General features: G+C 37.8%; 13 protein-coding genes. All 13 read right to left on the reverse strand.

The window, feature by feature from the left end:
* Positions 1-82: 82 nt before the first annotated feature.
* On the reverse strand, positions 83-1,399 hold the full coding sequence (trmFO, locus tag VEI_RS04910; RefSeq protein ID WP_059362639.1) for a methylenetetrahydrofolate--tRNA-(uracil(54)-C(5))-methyltransferase (FADH(2)-oxidizing) TrmFO: 1,317 nt from the start codon (positions 1,397-1,399) through the stop codon (positions 83-85).
* Positions 1,392-3,710, reverse strand: coding sequence for a type I DNA topoisomerase (gene topA / locus VEI_RS04915; RefSeq protein ID WP_059362642.1), 2,319 nt, complete (start codon positions 3,708-3,710; stop codon positions 1,392-1,394). Before topA ends, trmFO begins: the two co-directional genes overlap by 8 nt.
* On the reverse strand, positions 3,700-4,836 hold the full coding sequence (gene dprA / locus VEI_RS04920) for a DNA-processing protein DprA (RefSeq protein WP_059362646.1): 1,137 nt from the start codon (positions 4,834-4,836) through the stop codon (positions 3,700-3,702). The genes topA and dprA overlap by 11 nt, the downstream gene beginning before the upstream one ends.
* The gene (locus VEI_RS04925; protein ID WP_059362650.1) at positions 4,820-6,391 is read right to left on the reverse strand and encodes a YifB family Mg chelatase-like AAA ATPase; all 1,572 of its coding nucleotides are present in this window, start codon (positions 6,389-6,391) and stop codon (positions 4,820-4,822) included. Before VEI_RS04925 ends, dprA begins: the two co-directional genes overlap by 17 nt.
* A gap of 11 nt (positions 6,392-6,402) precedes the next feature.
* Positions 6,403-6,804 (reverse strand): YraN family protein, encoded by a 402-nt coding sequence (locus tag VEI_RS04930; RefSeq protein ID WP_059362653.1) that lies wholly within the window; start codon positions 6,802-6,804, stop codon positions 6,403-6,405.
* Between the two features lie 172 nt (positions 6,805-6,976).
* On the reverse strand, positions 6,977-7,777 hold the full coding sequence (locus VEI_RS04935) for a ribonuclease HII (RefSeq protein WP_059362656.1): 801 nt from the start codon (positions 7,775-7,777) through the stop codon (positions 6,977-6,979).
* On the reverse strand, positions 7,770-8,675 hold the full coding sequence (ylqF, locus tag VEI_RS04940) for a ribosome biogenesis GTPase YlqF (protein WP_059362659.1): 906 nt from the start codon (positions 8,673-8,675) through the stop codon (positions 7,770-7,772). Before ylqF ends, VEI_RS04935 begins: the two co-directional genes overlap by 8 nt.
* A 94-nt stretch (positions 8,676-8,769) precedes the next feature.
* Complete coding sequence (rplS, locus tag VEI_RS04945; RefSeq protein ID WP_004695921.1) at positions 8,770-9,111, reverse strand: 50S ribosomal protein L19; 342 nt, start codon at positions 9,109-9,111, stop codon at positions 8,770-8,772.
* A 173-nt stretch (positions 9,112-9,284) separates the two neighbouring features.
* Positions 9,285-9,656, reverse strand: coding sequence for a MarR family winged helix-turn-helix transcriptional regulator (locus VEI_RS04950; protein WP_059362662.1), 372 nt, complete (start codon positions 9,654-9,656; stop codon positions 9,285-9,287).
* A gap of 146 nt (positions 9,657-9,802) precedes the next feature.
* Positions 9,803-11,854: a glycine--tRNA ligase subunit beta gene (gene glyS / locus VEI_RS04955; RefSeq protein ID WP_059362665.1), complete on the reverse strand. Its 2,052-nt coding sequence runs from the start codon at positions 11,852-11,854 to the stop codon at positions 9,803-9,805.
* A 1-nt stretch (position 11,855) separates the two neighbouring features.
* Positions 11,856-12,731: a glycine--tRNA ligase subunit alpha gene (gene glyQ / locus VEI_RS04960; protein ID WP_059362668.1), complete on the reverse strand. Its 876-nt coding sequence runs from the start codon at positions 12,729-12,731 to the stop codon at positions 11,856-11,858.
* A 355-nt stretch (positions 12,732-13,086) separates the two neighbouring features.
* Positions 13,087-13,674: a hypothetical protein gene (locus VEI_RS04965; protein WP_059362671.1), complete on the reverse strand. Its 588-nt coding sequence runs from the start codon at positions 13,672-13,674 to the stop codon at positions 13,087-13,089.
* 9 nt (positions 13,675-13,683) lie between these two features.
* On the reverse strand, positions 13,684-15,965 hold a 2,282-nt coding region (locus VEI_RS10180), incomplete at its 5' end, for a hemagglutinin repeat-containing protein (protein ID WP_174874278.1).

Here is a 15,965-nt window from a genome sequence, read left to right on the forward strand (position 1 = left end):
GTTTTCCATGAATGAAGGATTTTTATATGTATACAGTTATATAGTCATCAAAAGTGAATAATCTAAAATCAAAAACAAGCAATTACAATTGTTCTTGAACCTTTAATACTTCAAGCTCTTCTAAGGCACGATTAGCAATAAGAGCATTCTTCTCTTTTTTCTTACGAATCCGTTGTGGCCAAGATTCCATGATACCAAAGTTGACATTCATTGGTTGGAAATTTGAACCTTCGTACCCAGAAATATAGTGGCTTAGTGAACCAATAGCTGTAGTCTTAGGGAAGTTAATAAATTCTTTTTCCTTAAGATATCGTGTTACCTGTAAGCCTACCATGAGACCTGATGCGGCTGATTCAAGATACCCTTCTACGCCAGTCATCTGACCTGCAAAGAATAAACGAGTATCTGACTTCAATTGAAATGCATGATTTAACAACTCAGGGGAATTGATATAGGTATTGCGATGCATCACACCATACCGAATAAATTCAGCATTTTCAAGGCCAGGAATTAGACCGAATACGCGTTTTTGCTCGCCCCATTTTAAATGGGTTTGGAAACCCACGAGGTTGAACATGGTGCCCTCTTTATTTTCCTTACGCAATTGGACAACTGCATAAGATTCTTCATTAGTCCGTTTATCTACAAGGCCTACTGGCTTTAGAGGACCATAACGCAATGTATCTTCTCCGCGAGAGGCCATAATTTCCACAGGCATGCAACCTTCAAAATAGATTTCTTTTTCAAAATCCTTCGGCTCTACCGCCTCAGCATGGGTCAATTCGTGCCAAAATTGCTTATATTCCACTTCACTCATAGGGCAGTTAAGATAATCTGCATCACCTTTATCATAGCGAGACGCTGCAAATACCTTATCATAATTAAGAGATTCCGCCGTTACAATTGGAGCTGCTGCATCATAGAAGTAAAAACCTGTATTACCTGTTAACTCTCTAATTGCATCACCAAGAGCCTCTGAAGTTAGTGGTCCAGATGCAAAGATGACAGTTCCCTCCGTAGGAATCGTAGTCACCTCTTCATGATGGACAGTAATATTAGGATGACTCTTAATCTTTTCAGTTACCATAGTACTAAATAGATGACGGTCAACCGCTAAGGCACCACCAGCTGGTACAGCCGTTGCATCTGCACATTCCATAATTAACGAGCCTAAACGACGCATTTCTTCCTTTAAGAGACCTACAGCATTCTCAATATTACCAGCGCGCAAGGAATTGCTACAAACTAACTCTGCAAATTGATCAGTTTGATGCGCTGGAGAACTCTTAACGGGACGCATTTCATATAAATCGACGGCAACACCACGATTGGCTAGTTGCCATGCTGCTTCAGAGCCAGCTAAACCGGCCCCTATAACAGTAACTTTATGTTCACTCACTCTTTGTATCCTCTTCTTTCTTTACTGCATCATCGGTCTTTTTCTTTCTCGTTTTTTTAGGCGGTCTAGTTGGACATGTTTCATTAGAGCAGAATTTTTTCGTTGTTCCATTTTTATAGGTTTTTTCGACGATAATGCTTCCACAGGTGTCACAGAACTCATGGGTTGGCTTATCCCATAATGTAAAATCGCATTGTGGGTATCGATTACAACCATAAAAGATACGACCGCGCTTAGATTTCCGTTCTACGATTTCCCCTTCACCGCATTTAGGGCAAGCAACGCCTGTGCTAACAGTGATAGGCTTTGTATTCTTACAATCTGGAAAATTAGAACATGCTAAAAATTTACCATAACGTCCAAATTTGTAGACCATCGGATTACCGCATAATTCACAGTTTTCATCACTTTCCATGGAAGCGATTTGAATCTTATCTACATCGCTAGCATCATCTAACTCTTGTTTAAAGATATCATAGAAATTAGATAGTACCTTCACATATGTATCTTTACCATTGGCAATGGCATCAAGTTCTTCTTCTAGCTCTGCTGTAAAACCAGTATTGATGATTTTTTCAAAATAGTTTACCAAGAAATCGACAACTACAAACCCTAATTCTGTAGGAATGAATTGTTTATTATTCATTTCAACATAGTTGCGACTAACAATGGTATCTAGAATTGGCGCATATGTACTAGGGCGACCAATACCTAATTCTTCTAATGTCTTGATTAGACTTGCCTCAGAATATCTAGCAGGTGGTTGCGTAAAATGTTGCTCTGGATCAATGAGCACAGTTTCTACCACATCACATTTCTTCAATGCTGGTAGTTGAGGTGTGTCCTCTTTTTTGCTATCCTCGTAAACCGCGCTAAAGCCTGGGAATAGTATGCGTGAGCCAGTGGCCTTAAATGTATAAGCATCGTCGATATCTAGCTCAATCGTAGTAGATTCATTTTGTTGTGATGCCATTTGGCTAGCCATAAAACGATTCCAAATTAAGGTATAGAGCTTTAATTCATCACGACTTACAAAGGGTTCTACCATCTTAGGTGTCAATTCCAGAGATGTTGGACGAATGGCTTCATGCGCATCTTGAGCAGAATCCTTTTTACCATATACATTCGGTTTAGCGGGACAATAATCATCACCATAGGTTCTCTTAATATAGTCTCTTGCTTGTTCCTGCATATCTTTAGAGATACGTGTAGAGTCTGTACGCATATAAGTAATAAGACCTACATGGCCATAAGAACCAATTTCCAAACCTTCGTATAAATGTTGAGCAATCATCATCGTCCGTTTTGCACCAAAATTGAGTTTTCGAACACCATCTTGTTGCAAGGTGGACGTTGTGAAAGGCGGTGCTGCTTTACGGCTTCGTTTACTTTTCTTAACGGAGGTAACCGTAGCCTCTTGATCTGCAATTGCCTTTTTTATAGCCAATGCATCTGCTTCACATGTAACATCGAGCTTATCCCCTTTTACATGTGTTAATTCAGCGGAAAATTCTTCATTACCTTTCGTTTTAAATCGACCTTCAATAGACCAATATTCTTGAGGTACAAAGGCTTCTATTTCACGTTCACGTTCACAAATGAGACGCACCGCTACGGATTGAACACGTCCGGCACTCAGGCCTTTACAAACCTTTTTCCATAATAAGGGACTTAATTTGTAACCTACAATACGGTCTAACACACGACGAGCTTGTTGTGCGTCAACCATGTTCATATCTACTGTACGTGGATGTTGTAAGGCCTCCGCTACAGCAGTTTTAGTAATCTCATTAAATGTAATACGACAATTGGACGTAGTATCTACATTAAGAATATATGCTAAATGCCAAGAAATCGCTTCCCCTTCGCGGTCCGGGTCAGTTGCAAGCAATACAGCACTACTTTCATCAGCATGGGCGACTAAATCATCGATAACCTTTTTACGCGCTACAAGATTACTATATCTTGGCGTAAAATCATGATCAATATCGATGCCCATTTGAGATTTTGGCAAATCACGAAGATGGCCCATACTAGCTTTTACAATGTAATTAGGACCTAGGAATTTTTCTATTGTTTTAGATTTAGCTGGTGATTCCACGATGACAAGTACTTTGCCATCAGGATTATATACCCGTGGTTGTCTTTGCTCTGGTGGCATCGATGTGGCCACGATAGATTTATCACGTACAATCCCAACAGGGGTTAACGCTTCTTTGGCTACCTTTTTCTTAATCGTAGCCTTTTTCTTTTTTGTTTCTTGTTTTGGTTCTTTAGGTTCCCCAATAACGATAGATCGTTTAATGGACAAGTATATCACTCCCGATAAGGTTAATATAGCCCTTAGAATGAACCTTTTCTATCATATGTTTCATTTCAAGGTCTAATAAAATGCTTTGTAATCGTTGCAATGGAATATGTGTTTCTTTAATCAAATTCCCTACACTAATACATTGATCTGCAGGAATTTTACTCAAAACAACCTCCCATTCTAACTTAAAGCTTAACACATCGGACCCTTGCGTATCAACTGCACGCGGTTTTAGCTCATAATCATCTATTATATCTTGTGCTTTGGTCAAAACATTAGCGCCTTGACGCATGAGCCAGTGATTCCCTTCGGCTACATTACTCAAAATACTACCTGGCACGACATAAATCTCACGTCCTTCATTGGCTGCCATATCTGCTGTTATGAGTGAACCGCTACTTGCCTTTGCTTCTACTACGATGATAATTTGTGAAAGTCCGCTTATGATGCGATTTCTTGCAGGAAAATGTACGCTAGATGGTGGTGTACCAGGAGGATATTCCGATAATAAAAGGCCATTATGTTTAAGTACCGTATCAAACAATCGTTTATTTTCTGGAGGATATACTATATCTAAACCACATCCCATAACTACTATCACTTGACCATTAGCTGCCAAGGCACCTTCATGACTATGGCTATCTATACCTCTTGCGCCACCACTAACTATTGCCACATTGTAAGCAGCTAATTCTTTTCCTATCCGCAAAGCTACATTTCGGCCGTAATCGGAGCACTTACGGGCTCCTACCATGGCAATTTTCATAGTTTCGTCATCTAACAGAGATGTATTTCCACGCACAAATATGACTGCAGGTGGATTATATATCTCCTGTAAGTGTCCTGGAAATAATACATCTAGATATGTAATATATTCTATACGCCAGTTTTTAAGAGCCTTATAAATAGTTTGTAGTCGTTCATTGGTAGCCTCTTTTTCTATCTGCTTATACTTAGTAGAGGGTATGCCTAATATACATTTTAAATTCTTACGATCTTGTAAAGCACACCAAGCCTCATAGGGACCGCCGAAATTATTGACCAAATCACGTATAGTAGCCGCACCTAGTGCAGTAATACTCTGCATTGCAGCAATATAGAAATTACTTTCATACTGTTGTTCCATCATGATCTCCTATTCTCGACACATGAAATGGTGTATGCCGATATAACATCGCTTCTGAAATATGTTTCTTTTCTACATATAATGAACCATCCATATCTGCAATGGTTCGACTCACCTTGAGTAATCTATCAAAGCTACGCCCTGTAAAATGAAATCTTTCATATACATCACTGAGTAGATTCCAACAATCATCCTGAATATTACAAAGTTCACGGATGGCGCGATGTGGCATAGAGCCATTTGTTTTAAATGTACAATCTTTAAATCGTTCTAACTGTATATTTCGTCCCCGCTCAACCAAGTCTTTCATATCAGAGCTACTTAAAGAATCCTCATTGATCAAAAGCATATCATTAAAACTAGGCCGTTCAACAGAAATATATAAATCAATACGGTCTAGTATAGGCCCAGAAATTTTATTTTGGTATTTCATAAATTCTGTGGAAGAACAAACACATTCTTTATGAGGATCTCCGTAATACCCACAAGGGCATGGATTAGCGGCTAATACACATATAAATTTAGCAGGATATTCATAGCTATTTTGCAATCGATTTACAGTAATCGTATGCGACTCTAAAGGTTGTCTTAGAGCATCTAAGATAAATCGTGGAAACTCTGGTGCTTCATCAATAAATAGCACCCCATTATGGGCTAATGTAATTTCTCCGGGCTTTGCATTACTGCCGCCTCCTATTATGCTCGCCAAGGTTGCCGTATGATGCGGACCTCTAAAGGGGCGTCTACTGATAAGTGTATTTTTCTCTAATAGTCCAGCTACATCATGAATACGTGTTGTTTCCAACCGTTCATCCCAACTCATATCCGGCAATATAGTCGGTAATCGTTCTGCCAGCATCGTTTTCCCGGCCCCAGGAGGTCCTGTCATCATTACGTGGTGCAAACCTGTAGCCACAATAATCATGGCTCGTTTACCTAACTCTTGGCCATGTACATCCTTATAATCAATACTACTATACGTTTTATCCTCTCTATTAGTACTTATATCTTCAACCGTATAACTATCAGGCTTTATTAGAACTTGTACAATATCTTCTAATGTACGAGCCCCATAGGATGCAATGGTATCGATATAATGAAGTAAGGCTATATTCTCAGAACTTGTAAATACAGTTACTAGCTTTTCATCTAATGCCTTCATAGCCATACTAAGAATACCCTGTGTCTTTTTTAGCCCTCCATCCAAGGACAGTTCACCGATAAACAAAGTTGATTGCAATAAGCTCATTAATTTACGTTTTCTCATCTTAATTTGACCTGATGCGGCCAATACACCTATAGCTATTGGTAAATCAAGACCAGAACTACTTTTTCGTACCTCTGCAGGACCTAAATTGACGACAATACGACGCATAGGAAATTCAAACCCACTATTTTTAATAGCGGCCCTAACCCGTTCTCTAGATTCTTTTACAGCTTGATTTGGTAGACCAACTATATCAAAGACGGGCAAGCCCTGCGATATATCTACCTCAACGGTAACAATGACGCCATCTAATCCATCTACAGTAGCACCATAGACCTTTGCATACATAATTTAGCCTCCTACAAAAAACATTGAGGCATATAGTGTATAGTTGCTTTAAGATCTTCATGAACATATACCTCAACTACATCAAAGGACAATTCTTTCCATTTGCGGTTTTGAGCACGCAAATCACGTATAAAATACATTGCAGCCTGTTTGATATGTTTTTGTTTTCGTTTAGAAACAGCCTCACGAGGCAGACCGTGTGTAACACCACGACGGGCTTTAATCTCAATGAAGTGATAGGTCAACCCATTTTTCGCAATGATGTCAATTTCACCTACCTTAGTTTTGTAATTGGTCGTCACGATTTTCAGTCCTTGTTTCTCAATATAATGACGAGCAATATCTTCCCCCCAATTACCAAGGGCCTTTGCATCTAATAGGTTGCAATTTTCTTCACAATTAATCGTATTCATAGTTACCTCCTTGTGTATATAGATGCTTTCGAATACTTATATATACAGAATAAAAAGGTAACTACCCTAATGTAAATAGAAAAGAGGTTCCTAATAGTCACCTAAGTGACCAATAGGAACCTCTTTTTAATAGATTTTTCACTTTTATTTCACAATAGAGTAATCTATATATTTAATTCTCTTCGCGATGCCATCCAACAATTGACTTAATCGGTTCAAAACTCTTTCTATGCAATGGTGTCACACCTTGCTGCTCAACAGCCTCTTTGTGGAGTTCTGTATAATATCCCTTATGTATGCCAAAACTATAGCCAGGATACTCTTCATCGAGACTTTTCATATATCGATCTCGTGTAACCTTGGCAATGATTGATGCAGCTGCAATATTAGCGCTTTTACTATCCCCTTTAACAATGGATTCTACAGGAATCACTAAATCTGGTAACTTCATTGCATCTGCTACAACCGCCTCTGCTGGTACATCGAGAGTACGAATAGCTTCGTACATAGCTTGACGTGTTGCTTCGTAAATATTGAGTTCATCAATTTTTTCTGGACCATAGGAAATACAACTTACCGCTACAGCCTCTTGCATAATGATGTCATACAATGCTTCACGTTTCTCTTCAGTTAGCTTTTTAGAGTCATTTAGACCTGGAATTAAGGTCATAGGTGGCAATATGACAGCAGCTACCGTAACAGGACCTGCAATGGGACCACGTCCTACCTCATCAACGCCAGCCACATGATAGAGGCCTTGATCGTAGAACATGCCTTCATAGTCATACATGCCCATAAGTCTCTGCTGTTCTTGTAATTCTTTTTCTTGGCGTTTAATGTATGAAGCCGCCAACTTTTGAACAGAAATACGATTGTCTGCTTGTGCTAATGGTAAAATTTCTAAGGCTTGGTCAGTTTCAAATAAAGCCTTAATATCTGATACTTTTAGCTTAGAAAATACATCCTTATCCATTATGAGACTCCTCAACATCTTCAGGATAATATGGCTCTTCATCTACTTGATCAAGGGTAATAACACCTAGTTTAGTGTTGCGATAATCTTGTAAAATAATGCGGCGTGCTTTATCAAAATCTACAACACCACCACTCACCAAACAGCCACGACGACGGCCGATACTTTCAAGAATTGTATCTACATCGGTCATCTCTTCTTCTTTTAATTTATACCGTTCTACCAAAATATTTGGCGTGTTCGTCAATAAATGATTTAATAGCTGTTTCATAACGTGTTCTAAATCATACACATCATCAGAAATAGCACCAGTCATAGCAAGGCGAGCCGCTGCGCGTTGGTCCTCTAATTTAGGCCATAATACGCCTGGTGTATCAAGCAATTCAAGATTTTTACCGATCTTAACCCATTGTTGGCCACGTGTATGACCAGCCTTGTTAGCTGTACGCGTTGCTGCAGAGCCTGCTAAGGAGTTAATCAATGTAGATTTACCCACATTAGGAATCCCTAAAATAATAGTACGTACAGAACGACTGCGAATGCCTTTGGCTACCCAACGGTCAATAATTGGTTTACTGAGGCGTTCTACTGTGGATAAAAGCTTTTTATTGCCCTTACCGGATTTAGAATCGATAGCAAGAACAGTAATGCCTTTTTTAGTAAAGAATTCAGTCCATTCCTTTGTGGCTTTAGAATCTGCTAAATCGACCTTATTTAACAGCACAATGTGTGGTTTTTGACCAATAAGATCAATGATTACAGGGTTCGCACTAGAACGTGGAATACGCGCATCTAATAGCTCAATAACTACATCAACCTTTTTAATATACTCCGTAATCATGCGCGTCGCTTTCGCCATATGCCCTGGGAACCAATGTACGATAGGTGAATCTGCCATAATGTCTCCTTTCTATATATCTTTCATATGTATATATTTTATATCTATATTTTAGCAAAAATAAAAGGCTGCCAACGGCAGCCTTTTAAGAACATTAGCGTTTTTCGCGAATACGAGCAGCTTTACCAGTAAGGTTACGTAAGTAGTACAATTTAGCACGACGAACAACACCACGGCGCATAACTTCGATTTTAGCTAAGCGTGGGCTGTGAAGTGGGAATGTACGTTCTACACCTACACCGGATGCAATACGACGAACTGTGAAAGTTTCACGTACGCCACCGTTTTGACGTTTAATTACCAAACCTTCGAACACTTGGATACGTTCGCGAGTACCTTCCACAACTTTTACGTGTACACGAACTGTGTCACCAGCGCGGAATGTAGGGATGTCTGTACGAAGTTGTTCTTGTTCAAGTACGTTAATAATGTTCATTGTTTCCTCCTGTTTGCAGACATTCAATACCTACACCTTATAGGCAGCGGACTGTCTCAAATTAACAGTAATATATTATCATAAGTCAATGTACAATGCAAGTGCTTACACACTATATCTTGTATAGATTTATATACTTAATTTACTGTAGGTATATGCAGGCCGATGTAGCATTAATCTATGCGACATAATAAATCATACAGGTCTTGTCTATCTTCCGTAGATAGGTGCCTAAAACGATGGGCTAACTGTTTTTCTCTATGCTCAACTAAACCCTGAGCCTCTGCTCTACCTGCATCAGTTAATGTCACAACAGTTGTACGTTTATCCATAGTATCTATGTTTTTTTCTACAAACCCTAATTGTATGAGTACATCAAGTTGCTCTGATACGGTAGCCGGTCTGATATGTAAAGTATCAACTAATACGCGTTGACTTGTTCCTTTACCAATAGTATATAGTTCCATGAGAATTCGATAACGTGAACCTTCACGCTTAGCCGTCACATTACGGAGGGCATTGAATAATTCAACATTTGTAATCATAATGGCATCTCCTTACAACCTTGTATACTTTATGTATTCGACATAGATACCAAAATTCCTGCATAAAGAAAAGGCAACCACAGTTGCCTTTCCTCAGTTTCACATAGTTAATACAAATGTAATTTCCTAACTATATAAAATATATCTTATTTTAATGCACTAATATCGCCGATAATAGCCATTACGCTATATGCTAAACGAACCAGTTGTAAACGGTTAGCTTTAATAGCTTCGTCTTTATCCATAACCATTACATCTTCAAAGAATTTGTTGATAGCTGGAACTAAAATAGCTGGAACTGCTACTACAGCAGCGTAATCATTAGATTCCCATGCTGCTAGGCTAGCTTCAGATGCTTTAGAAGCGGCTTCGAACAATGCTTTTTCAGCATCTTCTTTCAACAAGTCGCTATTAACACCTGTATATTCTACATCTTTTACAAGATTGTACATACGAGTATAGGCTTGAACAAGCTCAACATTTTCATCGATGCGGTTTACAAGTAATGCGTTCACAAGACCTTCTGCATCGGCAACGGACAATTCATTGTTTGATAACAACAAGTCGATCACATGATGAGGCACTTCGCGATCAAGGAAGATATTTTTCAAACGAAGTGTGAAAAACTCTTCAACTTGGTTAAGCAATTCCTCTTGTTTATCAGCAGCTACATTCAATAACTCCATAGAGGCTTTGAAGATTGGACGCAAGCTGATATTCCATTCGCTACCAAGCAAGATGTTCAAGATACCAATTGTTTGGCGGCGCAATGCATATGGATCTTGAGATCCTGTAGGGATTAAGCCACGGCTGAAAGTAGCAACGATGTTATCTACTTTATCGATGATGGACAATACTTTACCTGCTTCTGTTTGAGGCAATACATCGCCTGCAAAGCGTGGTAAATATTGTTCAAAAATAGCTTCTGCTACCTCAGGAGATTCACCATCAAGTAAAGCGTACTCTTTACCCATTACACCTTGTAATTCAGTGAACTCTGTAACCATACCAGTTGTAAGGTCAGTTTTAGCAAGCTCTGTAGCGCGTTCCAATACAACAGCTGCATCTTCGTGCAAGCCACATTCTTCGCCAAATACACGGCCCAATTTAAGCAAGCGTTCAGTTTTATCTGCTAAGTTACCAAGACCTTCTTGGAATACGATTTTAGTCAACCCATCTTGACGGTCAATAAGAGGTTTCTTGCGGTCTTCGTTAAAGAAAAATTTAGCATCATCTAGACGAGCGCGCAATACGCGTTCATTACCAGCTTGAACTACTTCGATGGAATGATCAGAACCATTGCGCACTGTTAAGAACATTGGCAACAATTTACCATCTTGACCAACTAATGGGAAGTAGCGTTGATGGTCTTTCATTGGTGTAATGATAGCTGCATCAGGAAGTGCTAAGTAGGACTCTTCAAAGCCACCGCACAATGCTGTAGGCCATTCAACAAGATAGTTGATTTCTTCTAACAAATCATCATCCCAAACGATGGATGCATTTTTAGAAGCTGCCATATCATGTAATTGTTTAGAGATTAACTCACGACGAGCGTCTTGATCAACCATAACAAAGTTTTCTTTTAATGTGTCTACATAGGATGCTGCATTTTTGATAGTGATTTCATCAGCTCCTAAGAATCGATGACCACGTGTTACATTACCAGATTTGACAGTAGCAAATTCTACAGGAATTACTTCTTCATCAAGTAATGCTACAAGCCAACGTACTGGACGCACGAATTTAGCATCTAAATCGCCCCAATGCATGGATTTAGGGAAGTTAAGACCTGTAATCAATTGAGGCAACATATCTGTGACGATATCTTTTGCAGGTACGCCTGCAGTTTTAGTTTCAGCGTAGATATAGCCGTCTTCTACAACGAGATCAGCTACATCAAGACCTTTGCCACGAGCAAAGCCAATAGCCGCTTTAGTAGCATTACCGTCAGCATCATATGCAATAGATGCGGATGGACCTTTATGACGTTCGCTGATTTCAGCAGATGTATCAGAAAGACCTTTCACGATAAGTACCAAACGACGTGGTGTGCCATATGTTTCGATGCTTTCAAAAGGAAGATGGGCATCATTTAATTTTGTTTCAGCCAATTGTTTCAATTGACCTAAGATATTTGGCATAAAGCCGGCAGGAATTTCTTCTGCACCGATTTCAAATAATAAATCTTTTGCCATCTTATTTATCTCCTTTCAAAAGTGGGAAACCTAATTCTTCGCGTTTAGCGAGGTATTGTTGTGCACAAATACGAGCTAACGCACGTACGCGACCGATGAAAGCAGTACGTTCGCTGATGGAAATAGCACCACGGGAATCAAGTAAGTTAAATGTGTGGGAACATTTCAATACATAGTCGTAAGCTGGTAATACATAGCCAGCTTCGCAAACGCGTTTTGCTTCTCCTTCGTACATGTCAAATAATTTGAAAAGCATATCTGTATCAGCTAATTCGAAGTTGTAAACGGATTGCTCAACTTCGTTAGCATGCCAAACGTCGCCGTATGTAACGTTCTCATTCCATTTAAGATCGTAGACGTTTTCTACGCCTTGAATGTACATAGCCAAACGTTCTAAACCGTATGTAATTTCAACGGACACTGGTTTACAGTCGATGGAACCAACTTGTTGGAAATATGTAAACTGCGTTACTTCCATACCGTCGAGCCATACTTCCCAACCAAGGCCCCAAGCGCCCAATGTTGGAGACTCCCAGTTATCCTCTACGAAACGGATATCATGATCTTCAGCGTGAATGCCTAATGCAGCCAAAGATTGTAAGTACAATTCTTGGATGTTATCTGGAGATGGTTTCACGATAACTTGGAATTGATGATGTTGGAACAAACGGTTAGGGTTATCACCATAACGACCGTCTGCTGGACGACGAGAAGGCTCTACATAACATACAGACCATGGTTCAGGACCAATAGCATGTAAAAATGTAGCAGGGTTCATTGTACCTGCACCCTTTTCGATGTCATATGGATTTTGAACGATACAACCTTGATCGCTCCAGAATTTTTGTAGATTTAAAATAATCTCTTGAAATGTCATTGCTGCCTCCACTTTACACAACCGACATAAAATCAACCATTTCGTTACAAACAAAAAAGTCCCTGTAACGAAAAACGTTACAGGGACGAGTATACCCGCGGTTCCACCCTATTTGGCTTGCGCCCTCTTTTTTCTATGTTGGCCTTTACTAACAGATACCTGCGTTCCTGCCAATGCTCTACAGCGCCTTCAACCAAATGTGAGCTTACACCATCCTCACTCGCTAGAGTGGTTTACTACTCTGCTTCATCGCATATATTATACACAACATTGTAGCAATACAGGTCGATAGATGTCAAATTAAATATATTGTTAACTCATTAATTCTATTTACATCTATAAGTTGCTAAATACATTAATTATTTAGTCTATCACTAATAGGTATTTCTTTTCTATAAAAATATCTTAAATCTATATCTTTATTTATCCAAAATTTAGATATCTGACTTCTAATAAGCCAAAAGTCTTCCTTACAAATTGTACTTTTATCAATAAAACTTAAATTGCCTAGAATGGCATCCCAAGCAATAATAAAGTAATCATGACCAGAAATAGTAATTTTTATTGCTATATCAATACTATTTATTTCATCTGAATAAAATGTAGTAAATTCATCATTAACAATACTAATCTGTTCTATGATTCCATTAATATTATTTGATACTATTTGACGATAATCCGTATCTTCATTCATTCTAATACAACGTTTTATTTCAAAATTAGGATAATCATCATAATCTTCAGTTTCTATATAGTCATTAACAATCTCAATATATGAACCCTGAGTTTGTATATATATCACTACAGCATTATTCTCATCTAATTCTTTTTGACTTCTATCTGGAGTAAACCAAAATAATTTTTGAGAAAAAATATTATCGACATGTTGATTCATTATACCTGCAAGTATATCTAAACTCTTTTTATTTATATGATTTATCATAATTACCTCTTATTCTGGAAAATGTATTTTTTGAATTGGTTTATTTGGCCCAGCATCAGAAAAATCTACAGCTGCATCACCGGATTTAGAAACCGGTCTAAAACCAATTCTTTGACCATCTGGCATATATCTAACAATATAACCATTAGGCTCTATATGTTCTTTAATATAACCCCTCGTTTCAGTCTCAAAAAACTTTTTTGCTTCTTTTTCGCCACCAGGAATTTCTCTAACGAATGATTTACCACTATTTTTACTAGACGTTCCATAATACCCTTTCTCTGTTTTAGGATATTCTCGTGCGTATCTTACAACATTACCCGAATTCTGTCTAGAATTTCCAGATTTGACACCTCTAGCTAAAACGCCCCGTCCAAGCGAATTTCCTCCGGCAATTAACATACCAGTTTCTCCGGCATAATTTAAATCAGCCTTAAATTCAACAATACTAGTTAAACGTATTAATTCTTTATCACCATCAGGAAATATTGGAAATCCTCCACTACTAAATGTTCTTGTATCTCGATCAAACTCTATGGCTAAACCAGCTTTAGCATTATAATTTCCCTTATATTCACCAGTTAGTACTTTACGACCATCAGCAAGCACATTAAAAAATTGCCCATCAGTATCTTGATAACCTTGCCACACTATTCTATTTCTAGAGCTTTCAGATGGATTAGGATTATACCAAGGTGTTCCATCCTCATCCAAAGTATAAAAAGTAGAACCATCATCTCCCAAAACTGTAGGATATCCTTGTAACTCAAGAACTTTACCTCTATAAGTTCCATTAAGTACACGATTACCATTTAATAGCTGGTCATAATACTGTCCATCTTCTTTCTGCCAACCACTATTATGTTCAATAATCATATATCCCTTGGCTTCATAATCTTTAAGATATTTATCATTATTAACAAATTCATTATAATACTTATCTGATAAATCACTATAATAATCAATATTAGCTTGATTATCCCCCATCATATAAGCAAATAAATTGTTAACAAACTTTTCATATGATTCGGTTGTATAATATGGTTGATCTAAATGAATTCCTCCATCTGTAGGATGTACCTCATTATCTGCAGTAAAATAATATTCATGATAATCTCTCTCATATCGCATCAATGCATAATAATAAGCAGCCTTTTTTCTAAGTTGATGTAATTTTTCAGGCTCAGATAAATTATCGACATTCGCGATTAAAACTGCAAAATCATTATTAAGATTTTGCCTATCCTCATGCTCCAACCAATTCTTCTCTCTTGCAATTGAAGAAACCGCTACTCCAACATCATTTCCAACGGCTTTTCCTATTACTAAACTAAATATCTTCCCTAAATCTTTATTCTTAGTATTATTTAAAAGGATATTAGCACTTGCAGCATTGAAACCATTAAAACCTCCATTACCAGATGTCTTTGCAATAAAAGCACCAAATCCCGAATGCAAAAGTAATCTATAAACGCCATTTTCATCCCATTTGTTATATTCTTTCAAAAGGCTTTCTGCTTTAGCTTTATCATTTTTTCGTTTTGCATCTATAATTTGATTTAATAATTGTGTCTGCTGGTGTGTTGAAATATCACCAATTAATTTATATCCATAATTTGAAATTTTTGTTAATAGAATTTGTTTTTCTTCTACTGTCTTCTTGTCAAAAATTGGTGCTAATTTATTAAGTGCTTGTTCTGTATCATGATTAATCTTTTCTAAAGATTCTCTCTCAGCAATTTCAATGATACCTTCACTGATAGCAGAATGAGTAGTTGATTTAGAATTACCTTTTACAGGAATCCCCATTTTAGGGCTACCGGTAATACCTATTGGATTATTTTTAGAGCGTTTAGTCGTAGATAAACTATATCCAGATGTCTTAGCTGAATAGGATGCTTCATTTTGAATATCATTCATTTTTAAAGAGTTAGAGGATAATTTATTCCTTGATTTATCAAGACTACCTTTAATTATACCACCTGTAAGTGTAGTTGAATTATCTACCTGTACATTATATCCACCATCACCTGCGTATATACCAGCCTGGTTTGTAACACTTGCATAGTGACTGTCTGTAGTTCCTCTCGAATTATCAAATCCAACTCTCGCAGGGCCACTCATTCCATAAGATACAGATATACCTTTATTTTTACTTATTTTATGGTAGTCATTTGTATCTTGTAAACTTTCAATTTTCAAATCATGTCCAACTTTTGTAGTTACACTTTCACCGATAACCTTAGAACCAATAATTTCTGTATTATTTCCAGAGACAGTATTTACTTGTT

It is taken from the genome of Veillonella tobetsuensis, assembly GCF_001078375.1.
GTDB lineage: Bacteria > Bacillota > Negativicutes > Veillonellales > Veillonellaceae > Veillonella > Veillonella tobetsuensis.